The organism is Eleftheria terrae (genome assembly GCF_030419005.1).
Taxonomy (GTDB): Bacteria; Pseudomonadota; Gammaproteobacteria; order Burkholderiales; family Burkholderiaceae_C; genus Caldimonas; species Caldimonas terrae.
This window is the reverse complement of record NZ_CP106951.1, coordinates 2,631,646-2,655,631: the sequence shown is the minus strand read 5'-3', so window position 1 is coordinate 2,655,631 and position 23,986 is coordinate 2,631,646. Positions and strand designations below refer to the sequence as shown.

Annotated in this window: 18 protein-coding genes and 4 tRNA genes; 16 read left to right on the top strand and 6 right to left on the bottom strand. The window is 70.4% G+C overall.

The window, feature by feature from the left end; translation table 11 throughout:
* Window positions 1–25: 25 nt before the first annotated feature.
* On the bottom strand, window positions 26–2,713 hold the full coding sequence (locus N7L95_RS11655) for an ExeM/NucH family extracellular endonuclease (RefSeq protein WP_301259981.1): 2,688 nt from the start codon (window positions 2,711–2,713) through the stop codon (window positions 26–28).
* Window positions 2,714–3,128: 415 nt separating this feature from the next.
* A complete protein-coding gene (locus tag N7L95_RS11650; protein ID WP_301259980.1) occupies window positions 3,129–3,491 on the bottom strand; it encodes a hypothetical protein in 363 nt (120 codons plus the stop codon).
* Window positions 3,492–4,225: 734 nt separating this feature from the next.
* Here N7L95_RS11650 and N7L95_RS11645 point away from each other — a divergent pair.
* From N7L95_RS11645 to N7L95_RS11615, 7 genes are all read left to right on the top strand, one after another.
* A tRNA-Arg gene (locus N7L95_RS11645) sits at window positions 4,226–4,302 on the top strand.
* A gap of 52 nt (window positions 4,303–4,354) precedes the next feature.
* Window positions 4,355–4,507 (top strand): hypothetical protein, encoded by a 153-nt coding sequence (locus N7L95_RS11640; protein WP_301259979.1) that lies wholly within the window; start codon window positions 4,355–4,357, stop codon window positions 4,505–4,507.
* Between the two features lie 265 nt (window positions 4,508–4,772).
* Window positions 4,773–4,876: transfer RNA gene (locus N7L95_RS11635), tRNA-OTHER, on the top strand.
* A 44-nt stretch (window positions 4,877–4,920) separates the two neighbouring features.
* Window positions 4,921–4,996 (top strand) — tRNA-Trp (locus N7L95_RS11630).
* Window positions 4,997–5,043: 47 nt separating this feature from the next.
* The gene (locus tag N7L95_RS11625) at window positions 5,044–5,199 is read left to right on the top strand and encodes a hypothetical protein (protein WP_301259978.1); all 156 of its coding nucleotides are present in this window, start codon (window positions 5,044–5,046) and stop codon (window positions 5,197–5,199) included.
* Between the two features lie 203 nt (window positions 5,200–5,402).
* Window positions 5,403–6,248: a nucleotidyltransferase domain-containing protein gene (locus N7L95_RS11620; protein ID WP_301259977.1), complete on the top strand. Its 846-nt coding sequence runs from the start codon at window positions 5,403–5,405 to the stop codon at window positions 6,246–6,248.
* A gap of 222 nt (window positions 6,249–6,470) precedes the next feature.
* Window positions 6,471–7,700, top strand: a complete 1,230-nt coding sequence (locus N7L95_RS11615; protein WP_301259975.1) for a PQQ-dependent sugar dehydrogenase — start codon at window positions 6,471–6,473, stop codon at window positions 7,698–7,700.
* 193 nt (window positions 7,701–7,893) lie between these two features.
* Here the strand turns inward: N7L95_RS11615 and N7L95_RS11610 are convergent, their stop codons facing one another.
* Window positions 7,894–9,039, bottom strand: coding sequence for a rhodanese-like domain-containing protein (locus tag N7L95_RS11610; protein ID WP_301259974.1), 1,146 nt, complete (start codon window positions 9,037–9,039; stop codon window positions 7,894–7,896).
* A gap of 784 nt (window positions 9,040–9,823) precedes the next feature.
* Between N7L95_RS11610 and N7L95_RS11605 the strand changes: the two genes are divergently transcribed.
* Window positions 9,824–9,900, top strand: a tRNA-Arg gene (locus tag N7L95_RS11605).
* 151 nt (window positions 9,901–10,051) lie between these two features.
* On the opposite strand, the gene N7L95_RS11600 is transcribed toward N7L95_RS11605, so the two are convergent.
* The gene (locus tag N7L95_RS11600; protein ID WP_301259973.1) at window positions 10,052–10,366 is read right to left on the bottom strand and encodes a PsiF family protein; all 315 of its coding nucleotides are present in this window, start codon (window positions 10,364–10,366) and stop codon (window positions 10,052–10,054) included.
* 177 nt (window positions 10,367–10,543) lie between these two features.
* On the opposite strand from N7L95_RS11600, the gene N7L95_RS11595 reads away from it, so the two are divergent.
* Window positions 10,544–11,062 carry an O-acetyl-ADP-ribose deacetylase gene (locus N7L95_RS11595; RefSeq protein ID WP_301259972.1) on the top strand — a complete coding sequence of 173 codons (519 nt, stop codon included), beginning with the start codon at window positions 10,544–10,546 and terminating at the stop codon, window positions 11,060–11,062.
* Window positions 11,063–11,167: 105 nt separating this feature from the next.
* Window positions 11,168–17,062 (top strand): DUF4011 domain-containing protein, encoded by a 5,895-nt coding sequence (locus N7L95_RS11590; RefSeq protein ID WP_301259971.1) that lies wholly within the window; start codon window positions 11,168–11,170, stop codon window positions 17,060–17,062.
* Between the two features lie 9 nt (window positions 17,063–17,071).
* Here N7L95_RS11590 and N7L95_RS11585 read toward each other — a convergent pair whose 3' ends face one another.
* Complete coding sequence (locus tag N7L95_RS11585; protein WP_301259970.1) at window positions 17,072–18,070, bottom strand: aldo/keto reductase; 999 nt, start codon at window positions 18,068–18,070, stop codon at window positions 17,072–17,074.
* A 110-nt stretch (window positions 18,071–18,180) separates the two neighbouring features.
* Between N7L95_RS11585 and N7L95_RS11580 the strand changes: the two genes are divergently transcribed.
* The 6 genes from N7L95_RS11580 to N7L95_RS11555 all read left to right on the top strand — a co-directional run bounded on the left by N7L95_RS11580 (window position 18,181) and on the right by N7L95_RS11555 (window position 23,233).
* Window positions 18,181–19,071, top strand: coding sequence for a LysR family transcriptional regulator (locus tag N7L95_RS11580; RefSeq protein WP_301259969.1), 891 nt, complete (start codon window positions 18,181–18,183; stop codon window positions 19,069–19,071).
* A 126-nt stretch (window positions 19,072–19,197) separates the two neighbouring features.
* Window positions 19,198–20,376 carry a glycerophosphodiester phosphodiesterase gene (locus N7L95_RS11575; RefSeq protein WP_301259968.1) on the top strand — a complete coding sequence of 393 codons (1,179 nt, stop codon included), beginning with the start codon at window positions 19,198–19,200 and terminating at the stop codon, window positions 20,374–20,376.
* Between the two features lie 82 nt (window positions 20,377–20,458).
* The gene (locus N7L95_RS11570) at window positions 20,459–20,824 is read left to right on the top strand and encodes a YciI family protein (protein ID WP_301259967.1); all 366 of its coding nucleotides are present in this window, start codon (window positions 20,459–20,461) and stop codon (window positions 20,822–20,824) included.
* A gap of 134 nt (window positions 20,825–20,958) precedes the next feature.
* Window positions 20,959–21,372, top strand: coding sequence for a YciI family protein (locus N7L95_RS11565; protein ID WP_301259966.1), 414 nt, complete (start codon window positions 20,959–20,961; stop codon window positions 21,370–21,372).
* A gap of 150 nt (window positions 21,373–21,522) precedes the next feature.
* Entirely contained in the window at window positions 21,523–21,930 is a 408-nt protein-coding gene (locus tag N7L95_RS11560) for a VOC family protein (RefSeq protein WP_301259965.1), read from the top strand.
* Window positions 21,931–21,940: 10 nt separating this feature from the next.
* Window positions 21,941–23,233: an RNA polymerase sigma factor gene (locus N7L95_RS11555; protein WP_301259964.1), complete on the top strand. Its 1,293-nt coding sequence runs from the start codon at window positions 21,941–21,943 to the stop codon at window positions 23,231–23,233.
* Window positions 23,234–23,278: 45 nt separating this feature from the next.
* On the opposite strand, the gene N7L95_RS11550 is transcribed toward N7L95_RS11555, so the two are convergent.
* Window positions 23,279–23,824: a hypothetical protein gene (locus N7L95_RS11550; protein ID WP_301259963.1), complete on the bottom strand. Its 546-nt coding sequence runs from the start codon at window positions 23,822–23,824 to the stop codon at window positions 23,279–23,281.
* Window positions 23,825–23,986: the final 162 nt, after the last annotated feature.

The window sequence follows — 23,986 nt, the reverse complement described above, 5'->3', positions numbered from 1 at the left end:
GCGAGTGGCCGCCGGGGCTCCTTGCCTAGCGGGCGGTGTGGCGGCCCAGGTCGTCGAAGCTGTCCTGAGCGTGTGCGGTCCATTCGGCCGCCAGGTCCCAGGTGGCGGGTGCTGCCGGGGGCACGCTGCCGCGCTGCTGGCCAGGCTTGCGCCGCAGGGTCCTGTCCTGGGTGCTGTGGGTCGCGTTGCTCCACGCGGTGCCCGGATCGAAGCCCAGTTGGCCGATGGCGTCCACCACGGTACCGGACTTCTCCAGGGTCAGCGTGTCGTCGCCATTGAAGTTGGCGACCTGGCTGCGCAGGGGCGCGGCCAGCGGCAATTCGGTGGCGAAGCTCGGATGCAGGATCACCAGCGTGCCGCCTGCCGGCAAGGAACCGCTCAAGGCCAGCGACTGGCTCACCGCGGTGCCGCCGTTCGCGTAGAGCTTGAGGGTGTAGGCACCGAGATCCAGCGCCGCCCCGGTCGGGTTGTACAGCTCCAGCGCCTTGTGGTTGCCGCTGCCTTCGACGTATTCGCTGAAGAACAACTCGGCCGCGCCGCCCTCGCCAGGGCCTGCCGCGATGCGCAGGGGGCCGCGGCGTTCCGCCTGCTGGCCGCGGGCGTCACGCAACCGCAGGCTTACGGTGTAGCTGCCGGGCTGTGCATAGCTGTGGCTGGCGCTGCCGGTGTCCAGCGCCAGCGACTCGACGGGCGATCCATCGCCCCAGTCCACGCTCAGCTCGGTGCCGGCGCTCGCCACGATGCCGGTGATCTGCACCGCCGTACCGACGCTGCCGGAGGCCGGCAGCACGGCCGCCAGGCGCGGCAGCGGCGCGACGGGGTCGGCCTTGAGCTGCAGGCCGACCAGCACCGGGTCGTGGTCGGAGGAGCGGAAGGGCGTCGCCGCATAGCGGTCGTCCGTCTTGAATTCGGTGTTGTAGTCCAGCACCAGCGGCTCATCCGCATTCACGTGCCACACCGTCACGCCGCTGACCTGCCGACGCAGCGAGGCACTGGCAAAGGCATGGTCCAGCGCGCCCGACTCGCCCGAGAACACATAGGTATAGCGCTGCCGCGGCGGCAGGCGCTTCAGCAGGTCTTCATGGCCGGCGGCTTCCAGCGTGCGGATCGGGTCTTCCTCGAGGTAGGAGTTGAAGTCGCCCACCATCAGCACATCGGCTTCACCCGACTGGCTGGCCAACTGGCCGACCCAGCGCTGCAGCGCCTGCGCCTGCGCCGTGCGGGCCGCATTCCAGCAGCCCTGGCCCAGGTCGCGATTGGGGTCGTCGCTGCCCGAGGGGCAGGAGCCCTTGCTCTTCAGGTGGTTCACCACCAGCCAGAAGCTGCCGTTGTTGGCTGTCGAGACGAAACGCTGCGCCACCGGCGGACGGAGCCCGCCGTCCACTTCAAAGCCGGGGTCGTTGGGCACCTCGGCATTGCCGAGTGGCTGCACCCGTGCCGGCTTGTAGATCATCGCGACCGTGATGGCGTCGGTGCCGGGACGGCCGCCATCGATCCAGGCATAGGTGTCGGCCCCCACCCTCGCGTTGACCGCAGCGACCAGGTCGGACAGCGCGGTGCTGCCGTTGTTCTCGATCTCCATCAAACCGAGCACGTCGGCATCCAGTCCGGCGATGGTCTCCACCAGCTTGGCGCGCTGGCGGCCGAACTCGGCTGCAGTGTTGGCGCCACGCTGGCCCAGCGTGGTGAAGTAGTTCAGCACATTGAGGCTGCCGGCCTTGAGGCTGCCGCCGACCGCGTCGGGTGCGGCCGGCCGCGGGTTGGCGGGCTTGAAGATCGGCGCCTCCACCGGGTGGATGCGCCAGGCGTCGGCCCCCCAGGTCAGCACGCCGCGCACGCTGTCGACGCGGTCGCCGACCCGGCGGGTGCCGCTCGTGTCGGCCGCGCTGAGGTAGGGGATGGGCGAGGGGTTCTGCACGCTGCGGCCGTCGTCGAGGACGATGCGACGCAGGGCCCGCTCGGTCTCGTCGTGCCGGCCGCGCGCATCGTTGTTGGGGTGGAACAGCCGCTCGCCCGCCGCCAGGCTCAGCTCACCGTAGCGGCCGAGCTGGTACACCTCGGTGACGGCCAGCTTCTGGTGCAGGCTCACCAGCATGCCTTCCACTGGCTCCAGCGCCTCCTGGCTCTGCAGCGGCAGCTTGAGCTTGCGCACGGCCGGCCGCGGGCCGGGGCCGCAGATGTCGAGCTGGCTCAGCTCGGTCAGCTCGGTGAGCGTTTGCGATGCATCGCTGCCGCTCTTGAACTCGACCACCTTGCCGCTCACCTGCACGTAGTCGCCGGCCTTCACGTCGGCCGCATGGGCGGCATAGACGAACAGGCCTTCGGAGGTCGCGGGGTCCTTGTCCGCCACCGGCTGCTGGATGAAGAAGCCCTTGAGCTGATCCGCCGCCTGCAGGTCGGCCGTGACGACACCGCGCACCGTGACGGTCTGGCCCGCCAGCGGGCTCTGTGCGCCCGGGCCCTGCACGGCGGTGATGTCGTGCAAGGGCTGCGCGGCCGCAGGGCAGGCGGGCAGCTTGGCAGCGATGGCCTCGACCTCATCGCGCTCGGGCTCGGTGTGGCAGCCGGCCCCGCTGTCGCAGTCCTGCGCGGTGGCTGGGCTGGACGTGCCGGCGGCCGACGCGCCGTCCGAGCCGCCGCAGCCGGGCAGCAGTCCGGACAGCGCAGCCAGGGAGGCCAGCAACACCAGGCGCGTCTCGATGGGTCTCGTCATGGAAGCAATCCTCTGAGGGCGTGGGGAGCGGCGAGGCCTGCGGCCCGGCCGGGAATCGCGAAGCATCACCCGACGGCAGTGTCAGCTTGGTGACAAGGCGTTCATGTTGCAGAGGAAGTCGCGGCTTGTGAGCTCCTTGCCAAGCGGCAGCAGGCGCCGACGGTGCAGCCCCGTGGGAGCCGGCGCAGGGCTTGAGGCGGTGGCGCGCCGGGTGTTACCCGGCATCACCACTTCGCCGGACTGCATCGACGCAAGCGGGCGGCCAGGCGGCCTGGCGTCCTCGGCCTTGCGAACCGCCAGCGCTGGCACGGGTGGCGCGGATCGAGCGTCGCGTGAGCCGCTTCCCCGCCGGCAGCCACGCGTCGTCGAGCCCCGATCGCCGGCGGCAGCGATCCTTCCCGGGCAGGCGGGGGTCCTAGCCGATGAACTCCTTCATCAGCAGCTTGAGGCGCTTGCGGCCCTCGGCATTGGTGGCGCGCCAGGCTTTGAGGGCCATGGCGATGAACTGCTGCTCGGCACTGCTCAGGCCTTGCGGCTGGCGTTCTTCGTCGAGCCAAGCCACGGGTTGTGCGCAGGCCGATTCGATCTGGCGCGCCAGTTTGTCTCCGATGGGGCGGCTGCTCTTGATCTGGCTCCACATGCTCGGGCTGATCTGCAGCTTCTGCGCGAAGGCCTGCTCCAGGCCCTTGGGCGGCACGCCGGCACGCATCTGCTCCTCCGCGAACTGCTGGAAAAGGTTCAGGACGTTCTGTCTTCGGATGACGGTGGGGTTGGACACTGTTGTGTTCGATACACGAGGTCGAAAGAAATATTGTCGCACCTGCTTGACGCGAGGGTTAAGACTCTTTACAGTCCATCCCCATGGTGCCAATGAGATGGCACCGATGCCGAAATCGCAGAAGCCGGTCCCTGGCCTTGTGCCGGGCCTGCTGCAACAGCCACTGAACTGAACCGCGTACCGCTGACCTTCATCCGAGACCACACCGTGAAAGCCAAGCGTCCCACCACCATTCACCTGCTGTCTTTGGCAGCGGGCCGTGCTTTGGCGCTGGCAACGGTCACGGAGATTCGCATGCCGGTGTCCAGCCTGCAAGGCGAGTGGTCGCGAAACCCTGTTCATTGCCTGCCACCGGGAGAGGACTGCGCCGCCTAGCGCTCCCTCCAAGCTCGATCAGTCGAGGCCCGGGTTTCTGCAAGGAACCCGGGCTTTTTGTTTTGTCAGCTGCGAACGGAGCAGCAGGCCAGCCACCGAAGAATGAAGGAGGGAAAGAAAGAAGCAAGCAGCAGCAGTCGACAGCGTCACCACGACGTCTCATTGCGGGTGTGTTCGGGCACCACGGCCAGCCAAGCCCATCAGCGAGGGGCGGCCGGGATGTGCGCTGCCGGAGAGCCCTCCGGCATCGTGCAGCGAGAGCGCTGGGCGGGACACCGCACTCGCGCTGGAGCACAACCGCAATGAGAAGGTGCAGCACGGCCCTGCAAGCCAGGGTGGCAGGGCTGCCATGAGACACCGCCTCTTTAGCTCAGTGGAACAGAGCACCGGTCTACGAAGCCGGGGGTCGCACGTTCGAATCGTGCAGGAGGCGCCAACCGATCGATCCGGACGGCAGAACAGCCGGCCACCAGAAAAGGAGAGTCGCCATGATGAAGTTCACGTTTGCCCGTTGCGTGGCGGCACTCAAGCGCCGTCCCCGGCGAGCCTGGTGGGTGCCGGCTCGCGCCGCGCGCGCCGCCGCGCCCGGTCCGGCAGGGCCCAAGGACCTGCTGCAGCGCCTGCGTGAAGCGGGCCTCTAGAAAGAACAAGCGCGTTGCAAGCGTAGCCACCCGGCTCCACGGTGGTGACAGTGAAGTGGAGAAGGATCGCACCGCGGTCGAGCGCAGTCGTCACGATAGACGGCGCCAACTCGATGCCTGCCGCCATCCAAGGAAAACGGTCGCGCAAGATGGTCGCGCGACTGGTCGGATCCATACCGATGATGCAACGCGGCGGCGGGCCGGAACGCTCCGGCTCGCCGCCTGCGCCAGCAGACACAGCAAGAGACCGAACAACAGATCAGATGCGGGTGTAGCTCTGTGGCAGAGCACCTGCCGACGGCGGTGGGCCGATGCGCACCACGGCCTTGGGGCAGGCGGTTGCGCGTTCGATTCGTGCCATCCGCGCCATTTCGACGATGAGTCCTGTTCGCGCCCGACGGCGCGAACGTCCGGGGTGCGTAGCTCAATAGGCAGAGCACTGGATTCCAAATCCAGCGGTTCGCGGTTCGAGTCCGTGCGTGCCCGCCAGTTTTCCCCCACCGGCTTGCCATGCCGGCAACCGTGCAGGAGCAGCGATGAGAAAGCCCAAGCAAAACAGTCCCCGCCCGCCGCGCAACCCCTTGGTGGCGCCGAGCCGGCAACGCAAGGCCGGCAGCCACCGCAAGACCGAGACGCATGAACGACAGTCCTGCAAGCGGGCGCTGCGGCGGGAGTTGTCGTCCATGCATTGAAAAACTCGGGAAAAAGCCGGGAAGCACCGAATTTCTGACGCCAGAAGGCCGAATGCACAAGAAAATGGCAGAGTGATGACGAGCCGCTCCAGCAGCGGCTCCGCAACATCGGCCTACAGCTTGTCCACAAGCCCATCCACAAGCGCTGTGGATTTCATGGCTGTCACGGGTGCGTGCCTGCCTGCCGCCCGACGGAGACCGCCATGACCCAGACCGATCCTTCCGCTTCCCCCGCTTCCCCCGCTTCCCCCGCTCTCGACGCGGCCCACCCCATCGACGTGTCCGTGCGCGCCGCAGTGCTCGGCAAGCTGGCCGCGCTCGAACACGAGGCAGGGGTGCGCATCCTCTACGCCTGTGAATCGGGCAGCCGCGGCTGGGGCTTCGCCTCGCCGGACTCGGACTACGACGTGCGCTTCATCTATGTGCGCCGCCTCAGCGACTACCTGCGGATCACGCCGGTGCGCGACGTCATCGAGGAAACGCCCGGGCCGGTCTTCGACGTGAACGGCTGGGACTTGCGCAAGGCCCTGCAACTGCTGGCCAACGGCAATGCAACGCTGGTGGAATGGCTCAGTTCACCGGTGGTCTACCGCCAAGATGAAGCCTTTGTCAGCCGCCTGAGGCAGGTGGCCGCGGCGGTCTACCAGCCCGTGCGTTCCTTCCATCACTACTACTCGATGGGACGCGGCAATCTGCGCACATATCTGTGCGGCGACCAGGTGCGCGCGAAGAAGTACCTGTACGTGTTGCGGCCGCTGCTGGCCGCATGCTGGGTGCTGGAGCGCGAGGCCGCACCCCCGATGGCCTTCGAGGCCCTGGTGGACGCCCTGGTGCACGAGCCGGAGGTGCGCGATGAGATCCGCCAGCTGCTCGTGCTGAAGCGGGCCAGTGGTGAGCAGGCCTGGCTGCCGGCCCGGCCGCGCCTCAATGCCTACCTGGAGCACTTGCTTGCCCGGCTCGCCGAGGCGCAGCCCGCCGTGGGCCGGCCGCCTATGGAGCCGCTGGATGCACTCCTGTTCGATGCAGTGATGGAGCTGGCACCGCGCTGAGGGCCGCGCCGCTGCAGCGCCCGTGCACGACCCCAAGGCCCAAGGCCCGCGGGCGGGCTGGGCCGCACCTTATCCGCTCCGCCGGCCGGGGATTGCTGCGCACGACCTTGACGCTCACGGGACGCCAGCGCAATGATCGCGCCACTTCGCGGCGGCCCTTGCGGGCACGGAGGCCGCGTCTCGCTGCAGTACTTTTCGCGAACTCTCACTCAGGGGTGACGAATGAAGAGACTCTTGTTCCGAGGCGTGGCGCTGTGCGCCCTCGCTGCCTGTGGCCCGGCCCTGGCGCTCGATGCCGAACTGGTCGGCTCGGGCTTCGATCAGCCGGTGTTCGTGACCGCGCCGAGCGGCGACAGCCGGCTGTTCGTGGTGGAGCGGACGGGACGCATCAAGTTGATGAACAACGGCAGCGTCTCCACCTACCTCGACCTGAGCGCGCAGGTCGACACCACCGGCGAGCGCGGGCTGCTCGGCCTGGCCTTCGATCCCGGCTTTGCCAGCAACGGCAAGTTCTATGTGAACTACATCGACAAGACCACGAAGAACACCGTGGTGGCGTCCTATCGGGCGCCGAGCGCCGGTTCGTCGACCGCCGACGCCGCCTCGGCACGCACGGTGATCACCGTGGAGCAGCCGGACTTCGGCAACCACAAGGCGGGCTGGATCGGCTTCCGGTCCACCGACCCGGGCCAGCTGTATGTGGCCACCGGCGATGGCGGCGGTGCCAACGATCCGGGCAACCGGGCACAGAACCTCGACAGCAACCTCGGCAAGATCCTGCGCATTACCCCGGGTGCCGAGGGCGGCTACACCGCGCCGTCCGACAACCCGTATGCCGGCGCGACGCCGGGCAACGACGAGATCTGGTCCTATGGCCTGCGCAACCCCTTCCGCGCCAGCTTCGACCGGCAGACGGGCGACTTCTGGATCGCCGATGTGGGGCAGGGCACCCGCGAGGAGATCGACTTCGAGGCGGCCGGCACCCCCGGTGGCCGCAACTACGGGTGGCGGCCGCGTGAAGGTTCGGTCGACAACCCCGACGTGCCGGACCCGGCTCCAGCCGATGCCGTCGATCCGCTGTTCGACTACGAGCATGGCGAACTGGGGCGCTCGGTGATCGGTGGCTATGTGTACCGCGGCGGGCTGGAGCCCGGCCTGGACGGCACCTATTTCTTCGGCGATTTCGTCTCGGGCAAGATTTTCTCGCTCAGGCGGCAGGGCAACAGCTTTGTCGATTTCATCGACCGCACGGCCGAGCTTGGCACGCCGTTTGGCGCCTCGCAGCTGGCATCGTTCGGCGAGGACGGTTTCGGCGCGCTGTACGCAGTGGGCCTCAATGGCGAGATCTACCGCATTGCCGGGGCGGTGCCGGAGCCCGGGCAGTGGCTGATGATCAGCCTGGGCGGCATGATGCTGCTGGGTGTGATGCGGCGCCGCCGCGCCCGGGACTGAGCCGAGCGGATCAAGGGGCGGTCCCCAGCCGGCGTACCGAAGGCCGCTTGGCGCCGCTCCCTGCAGGATCCGCGGGCGGGATCGGCTTGCGCGTGACTGCAGGTGGGATGCCCACGGCCTGGAACCGCGGGCGTCGATTTCCAGGGCCGCGCCGGCTGCCTGCCGACGGCAGCCCGCGACCGGTGGGCGGACGTCAGTTGCTTGCCACTTCCAGCCCGGCCACTTCCCACTCCGGCAGGCCGCCGCGGAACCAGTACACCTGGCGGAAGCCCTTCTGCGTGGCCATCTTGCTGGCCTTGTACGACTTCCAGCATTCGGCGCCGTTGCAGGCGAAGATGGTGGGCTTGTTCTTGTCGAGCTTGTCGAGGCCGGTGAAGCTGTCCTGGCTGGCGTCGAAGGCCACGTCCTTGAGGCTCTTCTCGACATAGGGCACGAAGACGGCCTGTGGCACCCGCTTGGCCTTGTATTCCTTCTCGGTGCGAGTGTCGACCAGCACGGCGCCCTGCGCGAGCAGCTGCCGCACGTCAGCGGCGGTGACGAGCTTGGCGCCCGGCAGGTGAGTGGGCGTGAACAGGCCCAGTTCGGCCACCGCCTTGTATTCGCCCGACTCGGGCTTGAGCGTCACCGGTTTCAACCCGGCCACGCCGGCGGAGGTGGTGAACCATTTGGCAAGGCGGCTGCGAATATCGGCCGGCAGCACCTTCTTGACCACCACCGAAAACCCGCCAGGCACCGAGCCGGAACTGGCCAGGACCTTGCCGACGCCGGGGTTGTCCTTGTTCCAGGCCTCCCAGTCGCTGCGCCGCACGACGGTGGCGTCGGAGGTGCCGATCATCAAGGCGGTGAGGCCGGCCTGCGGATAGCGCTCGTGCTGCACCAGCGTGTCCTTCAACGACAGGCCACTGGCGTTCAGCATGCCGCGCGCCATGTAGGTGTAGATGGAGTCCTGCTGCGGCAGGTAGAGCTTGGCACCGCGCACATCCTGCAGCGAGGCCAGGCGCTTGCGGCCCACCAGCACGAACTGCTCTGCCGAGTCGGTGGCGCCGATCAACTCGTAGCCGCGCAGCAGTGCCGACGCCGCCACCTGCGCGGGTGCGATGAACACGTCGTATTCGGCACTGCGGGTGGCGCGCATCGCGTCGGCAAGGTCCTCGCTCTTGCTCACGCTCACCGCCTGGCTCACGGCGCCACCGAGGCTCGACTCCAGGCCGCTGCGCGACAGCAGAAACGCGTCCTGGCGGGAAGTGGGCTCGACGGCCACCAGAGCGGAAATGTCAGCGCGCGACAATGCGGGCGCGAGCAACAGGGCAGAAAAGAAAAGCGCGTTGATATTCTTCATGGCGTGACCCTTGTTTTCAGAATTGCCGTCCCTTTTTTCTTATATGCCAGGCGCTCCGGCGAATCATCTGTCAAGGGTTGCGAACGGGCGTGTCTGGCCGGCGGCCTGATATTCGGCGACTGCCGGTGGCTCCGCTCGCGTCTCCAGCGCCTTTTAGATGTATTCGCCATGCCGCGCCTGTGTTGCATTCTGTAATGGCACCGTGGCAGTGTGATGGCGGCATTTTTGAAGAGCTCTGAGCTGCGTGAAAAACTGCTGTCAGGCCCGCCCCATGTTTTGTAAGTAAACTTTTCAATTTTGGCCAGAGGTAAATGGCACCATCCTGGGGGCAGGCCCGGGGCCGCGCAGCGGCCGCGAATCTCCGCTGCCAGCGGCACTAGGTGGCGGCGGGTTGCCTCGCATGCCGCACAGGGGGCGCTCCAGCGGCGCCATGTCTTGCGGCCGGCCGACCCCGGTGCCGGGGTCAGGGCGAGCACTCCGGCCGCTGCAGCGGCCCCAGCATTGCATCGGGTTGGGCGGGCGCGGCTTCGGTGTGAGCGCCTGGCACGCTGTAAAGGTGCGCGCCCGCCCGGGCCGGCAGCAAGGCAGGCGCCCGGACAGGGCCAGGCGCCTGCCGCCTCCAAAGACGCGCTCCAGCCCTTGGCTTCGCGGCCGGCGGCTGTGCGTGATACCCGCCACCTTGCCCGCCGTTGCAGCCTCCTACCGACCGCACTCCAGGATTTTTCGTCGCGGACCGGCTTTCCCCATTGCGAAGAGAGAAGTCACTGCTATACTCTCGCGCTTCGCGGCTGTAGCTCAGTTGGATAGAGTATTTGGCTACGAACCAAAGGGTCGTGGGTTCGAATCCTGCCAGCCGCGCCAAATCGACAAGGGTCAGCAAGCCTCCAGCTTGCTGACCCTTTTGTCTTTTTATCGCTGGTGTGACGGGCGGCACCTGCAGCCGACGTCACAGGCCGAAGCGGCCGCCCGTCGCTGCAGAGCCGCGATGAAGCCGACAGCCAATGGCGCGAGGCTATTTCTTCAGGCACTCGCTCATGAAGGCCTTGCGTTCGTCACCCTTCATGCCTTTGGCTTCCGCATTGCAGCGCGTCATCTTGTTCTGCTGCGCCTTCTTCTTGTCGGTGAGGCAGTCTTTCATGAACGCCTTGCGCTCTTCGCCCTTCTTGCCGGCGGCCTCCTGGTTGCAGACGGCCATCTTGTTCTGCTGGGCGGTCGGCGCGGTGGCCGAGGCGGCGGATGCTGCTGCGGCGGGGGCGTTGTCCTGGGCTGCAGCCCAGCCGCTTGCGACGGCCAGCAGCAAGGCCATCGACAGGGACGTGTAGTTCATGGAGGCTCCTTCAGGGCAATGTGCCGCGCCCGGACATCGGGCAGCGGCCGATGGAGCGCGATGCTAAAGGAAAGCAGGCAACGCCGGCCTTCAGCGGCGCCCGCCGTCTGCCGCGGCGCACAGTCGCGCCGGTCGATGGACAATGGGTTCCACCTTCCACACAGCCGCTTCCTTTCCATGCCCGCCACGCTCGACGCCCTGCACGCTGACATCACCACCCTGGCCGTGGATGCCATCGTCAATGCAGCGAAGCCGTCCCTGCTGGGCGGCGGTGGCGTGGACGGCGCGATCCACCGCGCGGCGGGGCCCGAGCTGCTGCAAGCCTGCCGGCTGCTTGATGGGTGCGCGACGGGCGAGGCCAAACTGACGCCCGGCTTCCGCTTGCCGGCGCGCTTCGTGGTGCACACCGTCGGGCCGGTGTGGCGTGGTGGCCTTCAGGGCGAAGCCGGCTTGCTGGCATCGTGCTACCGGCGCTCGCTGGAAGTGGCGGCCGCGGCCGGGGCCCGCAGCATCGCCTTCCCCGCCATCAGCACCGGGGTGTATGGCTATCCGGCCGACGCGGCGGCCGAGGTCGCGCTGGCAGCCGTGCAGCAAGCCCTGCCCGGACTGCCCGGGATCGAACGGGTGCGCTTCTGCTGCTTCTCGGCCGCCGACCTGGCCCGCTACCTCGCGCTGCTGGCGCGGACGCCGGGCTGAGTGCCGTTGTTCCCGAGGCCGGCCCTGAGCCGGCGCCAGGCGGCCAGCGAGGCTGCGCGGCTTCAGCAGCCCGCCACCAAAACACCATTGTTTCCAGGAGAGGACATGACCCCCACCGACCGTGCACCGGCCTCGCCGGGCAGCGCCCGCATCGACGCGACGCTGGCCGCCCGGCTCAACCTGGCCGACTTCCTGAACGCGGTGCCGGTGCTGCGGGAGCTGGCGGTGCTGAACGCCGGCGAGACCAGCCTGCAGGAGGTGGAGCTGGTGGTGAGTGCCGAGCCGGCCTTCCTGCTGGAGCGCTGCTGGCGCATCGACGCCCTGGCCGCCGGAGAACGCCTGCGCATCGACGATCTCGACCTGCGGCTCGACGGGACGCTGTTCAGCCGCCTGACCGAGGCGGAGCGCGCAACGGTCGAGTTCTCGCTGCGCCGGCGGGGCGACACCTCGGTGGTGCTGGCGAGCCATCGCACGGAGGTCGAGCTGCTGCCGCGCCATCAGTGGGGCGGGCTGGCCGGCCTGCCGGAGATGGTTGCGGCCTTCGTGCAGCCGAACGATCCGGCGGTGGACCGCCTGCTCAAGCGGGCCGCAGAGGTGCTGCGCCAGGCCGGGCGGGGCAGTGACCTGGACGGCTACCGGCAGGGCAGCCGCAGGGCGTGGGAGCTGTTGTCGGCATTGTGGAGCGCGCTCGGTGGGCTGGGGCTGGACTATGCGCTGCCGCCGGCCAGCTTCGAGCACCGCGGCCAAAAGGTGCGCAGCCCGTCGCAGGTGGTGGAGGCGGGCCTCGCCACCTGCCTGGACCTGGCCTTGTTGTTCTGTGCCGCGGCCGAGCAGGCGGGCCTGCATCCCTTGCTGGTCTTCACCGAGGGGCATGCCTTCGCCGGGGCCTGGCTGCAGCCGGAGGAATTCAGCAGCTGCGTGGTCGACGACCCGACCGCCTTGCGCAAGCGGGTGCGGCTGAAGGAGTTGGTGCTGTTCGAGACCACGCTGCTCACGCAGCGCCCCTTGCCGCCCTTCAGCCATGCGATCGAGCGCGCGCTGCAGCAGGTGGCCGAGGACCGCGGGCAGGCCTTCGAGCTGGCGGTGGACGTGCGCCGGGCGCGGCTGCAACGCATCAAGCCCCTGGCCAGCGCCGAGGCCGCCCTTGCCTCTGCACTGCCGAGCAGCGAGGCCACCGTGGCAGAGCCGGGGTTCGAGGCGGCACCCGACGGGCCGGACGACCGGCCCGCCACCGACGAGCCGCTGCCCGAAACACCGCAGGACCGGCTGACACGCTGGCAACGCAAGCTGCTCGACCTGTCGCTGCGCAACAACCTGCTGAGCTTCAAGGCGGGCAAGAAGTCGTTGCCGCTCGACGCGCCGGAGGCCAGCCGGCTGGAAGACCTGCTGGCGTCAGGCCAGGCGGTGAAGCTGCTGCCCCGGCCGGGCTTGATGGAGGGGGCAGATCCGCGCAGCCAGGCGCTGCACGAAAGCCGCGAGCGCGAGGACCTGCGGCGCCAGCACGCGCTGGAGGCGCTGGAGCGCAAGGAGGTGTTCGTCGGCCTGCCGGCGCCGGAACTCGAGGCGCGCCTGGTGGAGCTGTACCGGTCGGCCCGCGCCACCTTGCAGGAGGGCGGCTCCAACACCTTGTACCTGGCGCTGGGCTTCCTGTCCTGGACCCGCGGCGACCGCGAGGGCCGCCGCTTCAAGGCGCCGTTGCTGCTGGTGCCGGTGCTGCTGGAGCGCAAGAGCGTGCGCTCGGGCTTCAGCCTGCGCCTGCATGACGACGAGCCGCGGTTCAACCCGACCCTCATCGAGATGCTGCGGCAGGACTTCCGGCTCCACCTGGGCCTGCATGACGGCGAGCTGCCGCGCGACGAGGCGGGGCTGGACATTGCCGGTGTCTGGCGCCAGGTGTCGGCGGCCATCAAGGAGGTGCCCGGCTGGGAGGTGGTCGAGGACGTGGTGCTGTCCACCTTCTCCTTCGCCAAATACCTGATGTGGAAGGACCTGACCGAGCGCACCGGCCAGCTCAAGCACAACCCGGTGGTGCGCCACCTGATCGAGACGCCGCGCGAGTCCTATGCCGGTGCGGTGGCCTTTCCCGAGCCGCAGCGGCTGGACCAGGAACTGGCGCCGCGCGAGACCTTCTGCCCGCTGCCGGCCGACTCGTCGCAGCTGTCCGCGGTGGTGGCGGCCTCGCGTGGCAAGGACTTCGTGCTGTTCGGCCCGCCGGGCACGGGCAAGAGCCAGACCATCTCCAACCTCATTGCGCAGTGCCTGGCCGAAGGCAAGCGGGTGTTGTTCGTGTCCGAGAAGATGGCGGCGCTCGACGTGGTGTGGCGACGCTTGCGCGATGTGGGGCTGGGCGACTTCTGCCTGGAGCTGCATTCGAGCAAGGCCCGCAAGGCCGAGGTGCTGGCCCAGTTGCGTCGCGCCTGGGAGGCCGGCGGCAGCGCCGATGCCGAGGCCTGGCAGGCCGAGGCCGAGCGGCTCGCCGCGCTGCGGGCTCAGCTCAACGGTCATGTCGAGCGGCTGCATCGCCGCCATGCCAACGGCCTCAGCGTGCACGAGGCGCTCTCGCGGGTGGTGGCGGGGCCCGAGGTGCCGGCCCAGCACCTGGGCTGGCCGTCGCCGGACAGCCATGATGCCGTCGGGCTGGCGCGCCTGCGTGAGGTGGTGGACCTGCTCGAGGTCAACGCCGAGGCGGCCGGCAGCGCAGCGCTGGCGGCGCCCGGCTTGCAGGCGGTGGGCCGGGCGGACTGGTCGCCCACCTGGCAGGCCGGCCTGCTGGAGGCGGCGCGCGCGCTGCAGGCCTCGGCGCAGGCGGCCGAGGCGGCGGGCGCTGCCTGGCTGCAACAGCTCGACCTGCCCACTTGGCCGCTGCAAGCGCCGGTGCGCGCAGGCCTGCGGGCGCTGGCCACCGCGCTGCCGCAGGCGGCCGGGCACGACTGGCGCTTCGTGCTGCGGCCGGACGCGGCCGCGCTGGTGGAAGGCTTGCGCCAGGGCCATGCGCTGCTGCTGGCCCGGCAGGCGGTGCTGCAGCAGCTGCCGCCGCCCTGGGAGCCGGCGGTGCAGGAGCGCATGCGCCAGGGCCTGGATCTGCTGGCGCGCCGCCAGGCCCTCGTCGGCCAGCTGGGGCCGGCCTGGTCGGCCGCGCTGGTGGAGGAACTGGCTCGCGGGGTGGCCGCACTGGCGGCCCATGCGGCATTGCACCGGCAGCTGTCGCTGCCCTATGGCCATGCGGCAGGCGGGCTGGATGCCCGGCAGCTGCAGCGTGACTGGCAGCGGGCACAGCAGGCCGTCTGGCCCTTGGGCTGGTGGCGCCGGCGCCGCTTGAGCCGGCAGCTGCAGGCAGCGGCCGGCGGCGCCGGCGAGCCGGACCTGGCGGGCGACATCGAGCGGCTGGTGAAGATGCGCGCGCTGCAGACGGAGGTCGAGTCGCTCGACACGCTGGCCTTGCGCACCGGCCGGCTGTGGGCCGGCATGGCAACCTCGCTGGAAGCCGCGCGGGCAGCGCTCGCCTACCAGGCGGCGGCCGCTCGGGCATTGGCCGGCCAGCCCTGGGACGAGACCGGGCTGGAGCCGCTGGCCGAAGGCCTGTGTGGCCCGGCGCTTGGCGAAGACCTGCGCCGGCTGCGTGAGCTGCGCGCCATCGATGCCGAGCTGGCCGCACTGCAGCCGCTGCTGGCGGGCGCGGCCGGCGAGGTGTGGGCCGGCTGGCGCACCGAGGCCCCGGCCGCGGCGGCGGCCTTGCGGCTACACCGTGCATTGCAGGCGGTGCAGGCCGGACAAGCGTGGCAGGACGAGGGCCTGGCGCCGGTGGAGGCGGGGCGCTGCGGCGCCGCCGCAGCCGCGACGCTGCAGCACCTGCGCGAGCTGTCCGCGCTGCAACGGCGGCTCGACGGCCTCGCTCCGCTGGCGGCGGCCGTTCCCACCGTGTGGCAAGGCGCGTCGACGCCGGTCGATGCGCTGGCTGCCGCGCTGGCCTTCCAGGCGGCCGTGGCCGAAGGCCTGGCCGGGCTGGCCACCAGTGCGCAGGCTGCCACGGCGGTGCGCCGCTCGCTCGAGCAGCGCCTGGGCGACGCCGGTGTGCTGCTCCAGGCCGCAGGGCCACTGGCGGCGGCCGCCCGCGGCTGGCTGGACGCCCTGGCCGCGCTGGAGGCCGCCTGGCACCGCTATGCCGAGCTGGCCGAGATGCCGGCCGCGAGCCGGCAGGCCTTCGAGTGGCAGCCGCCGGCGGCGCTGTCGGAGCTGGCCGCGGCACTGCTGGCCTCGGCCGGCAAGCTGCCGTTGTGGTGTGCCTGGCGGGCCGCCAGCCGGCAGGCCGCCTCCCTCGGGCTGGGCGCGCTGGTGCAGGCGGCCGAGCAGGGCCGCCTGCTGCCCGGCACGCTGCGGCACGCCTTCGAGACCGACTACAGCCGCTGGTGGCTGAACGCGGTGGTGGATGCGGACGAAGGGCTGCGCAGCTTTGTCTCGGCGGTGCACGAGAAGCGCATCCGCGACTTCCAGGCGCTGGACGAGCGCTTCACCCGGCTGACGCAGGAGTGGGTGCGGGCCCGGCTGTGTGCCGCGCTGCCGGCGCCCGACAGCGTGGGCAAGAACACCGACTGGGGCCTGCTGCGCTACGAGATGCAGAAGAAGACCCGCCACCTGCCGCTGCGCGAGTTGATGCGGCGGGCGCCGCAAGCGGTGCTGAGCCTGACGCCCTGCCTGTTGATGAGCCCCCTGTCGATCGCGCAGTACCTGTCGGCCGACACCGCCAACTTCGACCTGGTGGTGTTCGACGAGGCCTCGCAGATCCCGGTGTGGGATGCCATCGGGGCCATCGCCCGCGGCAAGCAGGTGGTGATGGTGGGCGATCCGAAGCAGCTGCCGCCCACCCGCTTCTTCGACCGCGCGGAAGCCGATGACGAGGCCGATGCCGATGTCGAGGCCGACCTCGAGAGCATCCTCGACGAATGCATCGGCGCCAATTTGCCGACGATGAAGCTGGCCTGGCACTACCGCAGCCGCCATGAAAGCCTGATTGCCTTCTCGAACCGGCATTACTACGGGAACGAGCTGGTCACCTTCCCGTCGCCGGTCACCGAAGACCGGGCGGTCAGCCTGCACCATGTGGCCGATGGCCTCTACGAGAAGGGCGGCTCGCGCACCAACCGGCCCGAAGCGGTGGCGCTGGTGCGGGAGCTGGTGGGCCGGCTGAAGTCGCCGGCCTTCCGCGAGTCGGGCATGACGGTGGGCGTGGTGACCTTCAATGCCGAGCAGCAGACGCTCATCGAGGACTTGCTGGACGAGGAGCGCCGCCAGGATCCGGCCATCGAGGCCTGCTTCGCCGAGGACCGCCTGGAGCCCGTGTTCGTGAAGAACCTGGAAAGCGTGCAGGGCGACGAGCGCGACATCATGTACTTCTCGCTGACCTACGGCCCGGGGGCCGGCGGCGCGGTGTCGATGAACTTCGGGCCGATGAACCGCCAGGGCGGCGAGCGACGGCTCAATGTCGCCATCACCCGCGCACGGCATGAGCTGCGGGTGTTCTCCAGCCTGCGGCCGGAGCAGATGGACCTGTCGCGCACCGCCTCGGCCGGGGTGCGCGACCTGAAGCACTTCATGGAGTTCGCCGAGCGCGGGGCGGCCGCGTTCGGTGAGCCGGTGCCCGCCGCGGGCCACCCCGCGGACGGGCTGTTCGAGTCGGTGGTGGCCAGCGCGCTGGCCAGCCGGGGCTGGCAGGTGCGCCGGCAGGTCGGCGTCTCGGCCTTCAAGGTCGACCTGGCGGTGGTCGATCCGCAGCGGCCCGGCCACTACCTGGCCGCGATCGAATGCGACGGCCTCACCTACCGCCGCGCCGCCACGGCGCGTGACCGCGACAAGCTGCGCGAACAGGTGCTGCGCGGCCTCGGCTGGCGGCTGCTGCGGTTGTGGTCGACCGACTGGTGGATCGATCCGCAGGGCACGCTGCAGCGGCTGGACGGCGAGCTGCAGGCACTGCGGCAGCCGGCCGGCGCCGCGCTGCCGGCCTGAGCCGGTCGCTCAGCTGCGCACGCTGTCCATGTGCGCCAGCTGCGCGGCCGGATAGCGGGTGCCGGCCGCGGCGCCCGCCGGCACGGCGGCTTCGATGCGGGCCAGCTCGTGCGGCGACAGCGTGACCTGCAGGGCGCCGAGCGATTCGGCCAGCCGGGGACGGCTGCGGGCACCAATCAGCGGCACGATGTCCGTCCCGCGCGAGCGCACCCAGGCGATCGCCAGTTGTGCCACCGTGCAGCCGCGGGCCTCGGCGATGCTGCGCAGCGCTTCCACCAGCGTCAGGTTGCGGTCGAGGTTGCCCGGCTCGAAGCGCGGGCTGCGGCTGCGGAAGTCCCCCGCCGGCAGGCGGCGTGAGGCGTCCCAATGGCCGCTGATCAGCCCGCGCGAGAGCACGCCATAGGCGGTGATGCCAATGCCCAGCTCACGGCAGGTGGGCAGGATCTCGGCCTCGATGTCGCGAGACAACAGGGAGTACTCGATTTGCAGGTCGCTGATCGGGTGCACTGCCTGGGCCCGCCGCAGCGTGTCGGCGCCGACTTCCGACAGGCCGATGTGGCGCACCCAGCCGGCCTTCACCAGGTCGGCCAGCGCGCCCACCGTGTCCTCGATGGGCACCTGCGGGTCGAGCCGTGCCGGGCGGTAGATGTCGACATGTTCGGTGCCCAGCCGCCGCAGCGTGTAGGCCAGGAAGTTCTTGATCGCCACCGGCCGCGAGTCGTAGCCGTTCCAGCCGCCGGCCGGGTCGCGCAGCGCGCCGAACTTCACGCTCAGCACCGCCTGCTCGCGGCGCCGGCCCTTCAGCGCGTCGCGGATGAGCAGTTCGTTGTGGCCCATGCCATAGAAGTCGCCGGTGTCCAGCAGCGTGATGCCGGCGTCGAGCGCCGCCTGTAGCGTGGCGATGCCTTCGGCCTCGTCGGCCGGGCCGTAGAGGTCGGACATGCCCATGCAGCCGAGGCCGAGGACGGACACGTGGGGGCCGGCGGCGCCGAGTGGGGTGCGTTCCATGGAAAAACTCCGGGTGGGTGGGAATGGCGTCATGGTCGCTGTGCGGCGGCTTTGCATAAAGTGGTTGAGCTTGGCTTTACTATTCGAGGATTACGAACAATCGAGCCCGCATGGACCGTCTCGACGCGATGAAGGTGTTCTGCCGGGTGGCTGAGCACGGCAGCTTCTCGAAGGCGGCGGCCCAGCTCGACCTGCCGCGCGCCAGCGTCACCGGCGCGGTGCAGCAGCTGGAGCGTCACCTGGGCGTGCGCCTGCTGCACCGCACGACCCGCAAGGTCTCGCTCACCGAGGAGGGCGGCCTCTACCTGGAGCGCTGCACGCGGCTGCTGCAGGAGCTGGCCGACACCGAGCACCTGATCGCCGGGCGGTTGCGGCCGCAGGGCGTGGTGCGGGTCGACCTGCCGGAGCGGCTGGCGCACCTGGACGTGATCCCGGCGCTGCCCGCCTTCTTCGAGCGCTATCCCGAGCTGCAGCTGCGCCTGGGCACCACCGACCGGCTGGTGGACCCGGTGGGCGAGGCGATCGACTGCGTCGTGCGGATCGGCCCGCTGCGCGACTCCAGCCTGGTGGCCCGGCGGCTGGGCTCGCTGGCGCAGGTCAACTGCGCGGCGCGCAGCTACCTGGAGCGGCATGGCCGGCCGCAGCAGCCGGCCGACCTGGCCGCGCACTGGGCGGTCAACTTCTTCTCCAGCCGCACCGGCCGCGACCTCGACTGGGAATACGAGGAGAACGGGCAAACCCGCCTGCTGAAGCTGCGCTCGCGCATCTCGGTCAGCAGCTCCGAGGCCTACCTGTCGTGCTGCCGTGCCGGGCTCGGCCTGATGCAGGCGCCGCGCCACGGCCTGCAGGCCCTGCTCGACAGCGGCGAGCTGGAAGAGGTGCTGCCGGCCTGGCGGCCGGCGCCCATGCCGGTGTCGGTGCTGCATGCGCACAGCCGGCAGCTGTCGCCGCGGGTGCGGGTGTTCGTGGATTGGCTGGCCGAGACACTGCGGCTAGGGTGAGGCCAGGCGCCCACCAGCGGCGCCGCGCGGCGGCCCGTCATGGGCCTGTCATGGCGTCGCACTAGGGTGCGCGCTGCGTGGCAGGCCGGTGCCGGCCCGCATTCCCGCCCCTCAGAGGAGACCTGCTTGCTGACTTTCCGCACCCGCCTGCTGGCCGCCACCGCGGCCCTGATGTTGTCGGCCGCCGCCGTGGCCACGCCGGCCGAGCACCGCCCGTCGCCCCCTGCCTCCGCCTCGCCGCGGCCCATCGTCATTGCCCACCGTGGCGCCAGCGGCTACCTGCCGGAGCACACGCTGGCGGCCTACTGGCTGGCCATCGAGCAGGGCGCCGACTACATCGAGCCGGACCTGGTGAGCACGAAGGACGGTGCGCTGGTGGCGCGCCACGAGAACGCCATCGCCATCCTGAATGCCGACGGCAGCATCAAGGAAGCCACCACCGACGTGGCCGAGCGGGCCGAGTTCGCCAGCCGCAAGACGACCAAGACCATCGACGGCACGGCCATCACCGGCTGGTTCACCGAGGACTTCACGCTGGCCGAGCTGAAGACGCTGCAGGCCCGCGAGCGCCTGCCGCAGCTGCGCAGCGCCAACACCCGCTTCGACGGCATGTTCGAGGTGCCCACCTTCGAAGAGGTGCTGCAGCTCGTGCAGCAGGCCAACGAGCGCCGCCGCGAGGAAGCGCGCCGGGCGGGCCGGCCCTTCGCCTGGCGGCCGGTGGGCGTCTATCCGGAGACCAAGCACCCGAGCTACTTCCAGGGCATCGGGCTGGCGCTGGAGGAGCCGCTGGTGCGCACGCTGCACCGCCATGGCTACCTCGGCCGGCAGGCGCCGGTGTTCATCCAGTCGTTCGAGACGGCCAACCTGCGCAAGCTGCGCCGCATGACGCGGCTGCCGCTGGTGCAGCTGCTCAACGGTTCCGGCCGGCCGTGGGACTTCGTGCAGAGCGGCGATCCGCGCAGCTACGCCGACCTGGCCCGCCCGCAGGGCCTGGCCGAGATCGCCAGCTACGCCGATGGCATCGGCGCCAACACCGGCCTGCTGATCCCGCTGGTGGCGGGGCGGCTGGGCACGCCCACCTCGCTGGTGCGTGACGCGCATGCCGCCGGCCTGCGGGTGCATGCCTGGACCTTCCGCGCCGAGAACAGCTTCCTGCCCGACGACTTCGACGCCGGCAGCGACCCGGCCGCCATCGGCAACCTGGCGGGCCAGGTGCACGCCTTCCTGAAGCTCGGGCTGGACGGTTTCTTCACCGACCATCCCTTTCTCGGCGTGAAGGCGCGCGACGCCTACGTGAAGCCGTAGTCCGGCACCGCGGGCGACGGGCTGCATGTTCTAATCGCCCGTCGTCGAGGCCGCGTCCGGCCCCGCTGCGCAGGGGATCGCAATGCCATACATGCTGCTGATCATGGAGCCCCCGGGGCAAAGGCGCACCCGGAACGAAAGCGAAGGCCGTGCCGCCTACGAGCGCATGGTCGACTTCGGCCGCAGCCTGAAGGAGCGCGGCCTCTTGCTGGCCAGCGAGTCGCTGCAGTCGCAGGCCGGCGCCGCCCGGGTGGCGGTGCGCGGCGGCCGCCGCGAGGTGCTGGACGGCCCCTTCGCCGAAGCGAAGGAAATGGTCGGCGGCTTCTTCCTGCTCGACTGCGACAGCCGCGAGCAGGCCATCGCCCTGGCCGCCGAGTGCCCGGCCGCCGAGTGGTGCACGGTGGAAGTGCGGGCGCTGGCGCCCTGCTACGAAGACGCGGCCGCCTGAGCGGCATCGCATCCGGGTTTCCACTGATCTGTCGGCTGTCGAAATCTCGCGGCCCGCTTCGTCGTGGTGATGAGCGCCGGGTTCCGGTTCCACAGTTCCAGGCCCGGCTCCCCGTCCCCCGAAGGAGAACCGAGATGCGATTCATGATCCTGGTGAAGGCCACGCCACAGTCCGAGGCCGGCGAGATGCCGCAGCAAGCGCTGCTGGCCGCCATGGCCGACTACCACGAGCGACTGGCGCAGGCCGGCGTGTTGCTCGACGCCTCCGGCCTGCAGCCCAGCGCCAAGGGCTGGCGCATCCGCCATGCCGGTGGCCGTCGCACGGTGATCGACGGCCCCTTCACCGAGACCAAGGAACTGGTGGCCGGCTACACCGTGATCCAGGTGCGCTCGCGCGAGGAGGCACTGGAATGGACGCGGCGCTTCCCGGCCCCGCACGGCGATGCCGTCGACTGCGAGATCGAGGTGCGGCAGATGTACGAGCTGGACGATTTCGACGCCGGCGAGGCGATCGAACGCTTCCGCGAGATCGGTGTGGGCCAGCACTGACAGGGGCCGCCATCGTGTTCGCCTCGCCCCCGGCGGCCCTTGGCCCACCAGCGGCCACCTGGCCCGCCACTTCCGATGTCCCGACCGGCGCGCCTGCCCGGCGCGCCTGAGCCGTCCCCATCCGTTGCCCACTCCAGAAAGGACCGATCCATGGCCACCCAGATCTTCGTGAACCTGCCCGTCAAGGACATCGAGCGCACCCGCACGTTTTTCACCGCGCTCGGCTACAGCTTCAATCCCGAGTACAGCAACGACAAGGCGCTGTGCATGGTGATCGAGGAGAACATCTTTGCCATGCTGCTGCTGGAATCCTTCTTCCAGACCTTCACCAAGAAGCCGATCGCGGACGCCAGCAAGACCACCGAGGTGCTGGTGTGCCTGAGCTGCACCAGCCGCGCCGAGGTGGACGAGCTGGTCGCCAAGGCGCGCGACGCCGGCGGCGCGGTGCCGAACGAGCCGCAGGACCACGGCTTCATGTACGCCCACGGCTTCGAAGACCTCGACGGCCACATCTGGGAGCTGGTGTACATGGACCCGAACGCCGCCATGCCGCAATGAGGTGCCGGTGATGCCGCAGGCCGACCCGCACGCTGCCATCGAGGCGGTCTGGCGCATCGAGCGCGCCAAGATCATCGCCACCGTCGCACGGCTGGTGCGCGACGTCGGCGTGGCCGAGGAGCTGGCCCAGGACGCCCTGGTCGCGGCCCTGGAGCACTGGCCCGGCGAAGGCGTGCCGGCCAATCCGGCCGCCTGGCTGGTGGCCACCGCCAAGAACCGTGCGCTCGACCGGCTGCGCCGCGACAAGCTGCTGGCCGGCAAGCACGAGCAGCTGGCCCATGAGCTGGAGGCTCAGGAAGCCGGCGTCGTGCCGGACTTCGTCGATGCGCTGGACGCCGCCCGAGCCGACCAAATCGGCGACGACCTGCTGCGGCTGGTCTTCACTGCCTGCCACCCGGTGCTGTCGACCGACGCCCGGGTGGCCCTGACCTTGAAGCTGCTCGGCGGGCTCACCACCCTGGAGATCGCGCGGGCCTTCCTGGTGCCGGAAGCCACCATCGCCCAACGCATCGTGCGGGCCAAGCGCACGCTGGCGGCGGCACGGGTGCCGTTCGAGCTGCCGCGCGGCGACGCGCTGGCGAGCCGGCTGGCCTCGGTGCTCGAGGTGATCTACCTGATTTTCAACGAAGGCTATACCGCCACCGCCGGCGAGGACTGGATGCGCCCGGCGCTGTGCGACGAGGCGCTGCGGCTGGGCCGCATCCTGGCCCAGCTGTCGCCGGCCGAGCCGGAAGTGCACGGCCTGGTGGCGCTGATGGAGCTGCAGGCCTCGCGGGCCGCGGCGCGCGTGGATGCGGCCGGCCGGCCGGTGCTTTTGCTGGAGCAGGACCGCGCCCGCTGGGACCGCCTGTTGATCCGCCGTGGCCTGGCCGCCCTGCAGCGCGCCGAGTCGCTCGGCGGCGCGCTCGGGCCGTATGCGCTGCAGGCCGGCATCGCGGCCTGCCATGCGCGGGCCCGCACCGCGGGCGACACCGACTGGGTCGCCATCGTCGCCTTGTACGACGCGCTGGCCCAGGTCGCCGCCTCGCCGGTGGTGGAGCTCAACCGCGCGGTGGCGGTGGCGATGGCCTTCGGGCCGGCGGCCGGCCTGGAGATCGTGGATGCGATGCGCAGCGAGCCCAGCCTGCGCCAGTACCACTGGCTGCCGAGCGTGCGCGGCGACCTGCTGGCCCGCCTGGGCCGCAACGGGGAGGCGCGCGCCGAGTTCGAGCAGGCCGCCGCACTGGCCCGCAATGCACGAGAACGGGCGCTGCTGCAGGAGCGGGCCCGGGCACTCGGCCCGGCGGCGGGCGCGCCGGAGTGAGCGGGCCGGGGGGCAGCAGCGGCTCGGCCAGGCTGACCGACGGATTCAGCGAGGCAGGGCGGCCGCGTCCTCCTCGGGCAGCAGTTCCTGCACCCGCGCGAGGAAGAGGCCGGCGCGCTCCTCGCCGGCCACCTGCTGCAGCGCGTGCCGGCAGTCCTGCAGCCAGCGCAGCAGGGAATCGCGGTCGGCCACCTCGCGGGCGGCCTCGCGCAGTGCGGCATCGGCCTGGCCCAGCATGCGGCCCACCTGTTCCAGCGCGTAGAACTTGGCGGCCGCGAGCGATCGCGGCGTGGTACGCGACACCATCGGCGCCGGCTCGATGGGCGGCAGCGCCGCCGCGGCAGCCGCCCCGGGAGCCGCCGCGGCCTGCGCCGGCGCGATGTAGCCCAGCGCGGCCAGGGCCTCGACATCGTGCATTCCCACGCCCAGCGCCCGCGCAGCGGCCGCCAGCCGGCGCAGCGGTTGCCTGCCGTCGAGCAGGATGAACAGCGCACGTTGGGCGGGCGTGCCGGCAAAGCGGCGTTCGGACAGCGCGCGGCGGCCGGCATCGGTCTTGGCATAGACAAGAGGGGAGAGGGTCAGCTCGCTCATTTCAGGCCCCGGTGGAGGCGCCAAGATAGAAACCAAACGTGACGGCGGGACGACAGCGACCAGGCCGGGCGGCTGGATGAGGCAAATTTCACGGTTCATGTGCCGTCATTGCGCAGCCCGGCCGATCGGACAGGTGCCAAGCGGCCTGCCGCCCGGTGCCTG

Bases quoted from the DNA above. Each gene is read 5' to 3' on its own strand.
- N7L95_RS11655 (WP_301259981.1), bottom strand. From the start codon at position 2,713: ATGACGAGACCCATCGAGACGCGCCTGGTGTTGCTGGCCTCCCTGGCT.
- N7L95_RS11640 (WP_301259979.1), top strand. From the start codon at position 4,355: ATGATGAAGTTCACGTTTGCCCGTTGCGTGGCGGCACTCAAGCGCCGT.
- N7L95_RS11625 (WP_301259978.1), top strand. From the start codon at position 5,044: ATGAGAAAGCCCAAGCAAAACAGTCCCCGCCCGCCGCGCAACCCCTTG.
- N7L95_RS11620 (WP_301259977.1), top strand. From the start codon at position 5,403: ATGACCCAGACCGATCCTTCCGCTTCCCCCGCTTCCCCCGCTTCCCCC.
- N7L95_RS11615 (WP_301259975.1), top strand. From the start codon at position 6,471: ATGAAGAGACTCTTGTTCCGAGGCGTGGCGCTGTGCGCCCTCGCTGCC.
- N7L95_RS11610 (WP_301259974.1), bottom strand. From the start codon at position 9,039: ATGAAGAATATCAACGCGCTTTTCTTTTCTGCCCTGTTGCTCGCGCCC.
- N7L95_RS11600 (WP_301259973.1), bottom strand. From the start codon at position 10,366: ATGAACTACACGTCCCTGTCGATGGCCTTGCTGCTGGCCGTCGCAAGC.
- N7L95_RS11595 (WP_301259972.1), top strand. From the start codon at position 10,544: ATGCCCGCCACGCTCGACGCCCTGCACGCTGACATCACCACCCTGGCC.
- N7L95_RS11590 (WP_301259971.1), top strand. From the start codon at position 11,168: ATGACCCCCACCGACCGTGCACCGGCCTCGCCGGGCAGCGCCCGCATC.
- N7L95_RS11585 (WP_301259970.1), bottom strand. From the start codon at position 18,070: ATGGAACGCACCCCACTCGGCGCCGCCGGCCCCCACGTGTCCGTCCTC.
- N7L95_RS11580 (WP_301259969.1), top strand. From the start codon at position 18,181: ATGGACCGTCTCGACGCGATGAAGGTGTTCTGCCGGGTGGCTGAGCAC.
- N7L95_RS11570 (WP_301259967.1), top strand. From the start codon at position 20,459: ATGCCATACATGCTGCTGATCATGGAGCCCCCGGGGCAAAGGCGCACC.
- N7L95_RS11565 (WP_301259966.1), top strand. From the start codon at position 20,959: ATGCGATTCATGATCCTGGTGAAGGCCACGCCACAGTCCGAGGCCGGC.
- N7L95_RS11560 (WP_301259965.1), top strand. From the start codon at position 21,523: ATGGCCACCCAGATCTTCGTGAACCTGCCCGTCAAGGACATCGAGCGC.
- N7L95_RS11555 (WP_301259964.1), top strand. From the start codon at position 21,941: ATGCCGCAGGCCGACCCGCACGCTGCCATCGAGGCGGTCTGGCGCATC.
- N7L95_RS11550 (WP_301259963.1), bottom strand. From the start codon at position 23,824: ATGAGCGAGCTGACCCTCTCCCCTCTTGTCTATGCCAAGACCGATGCC.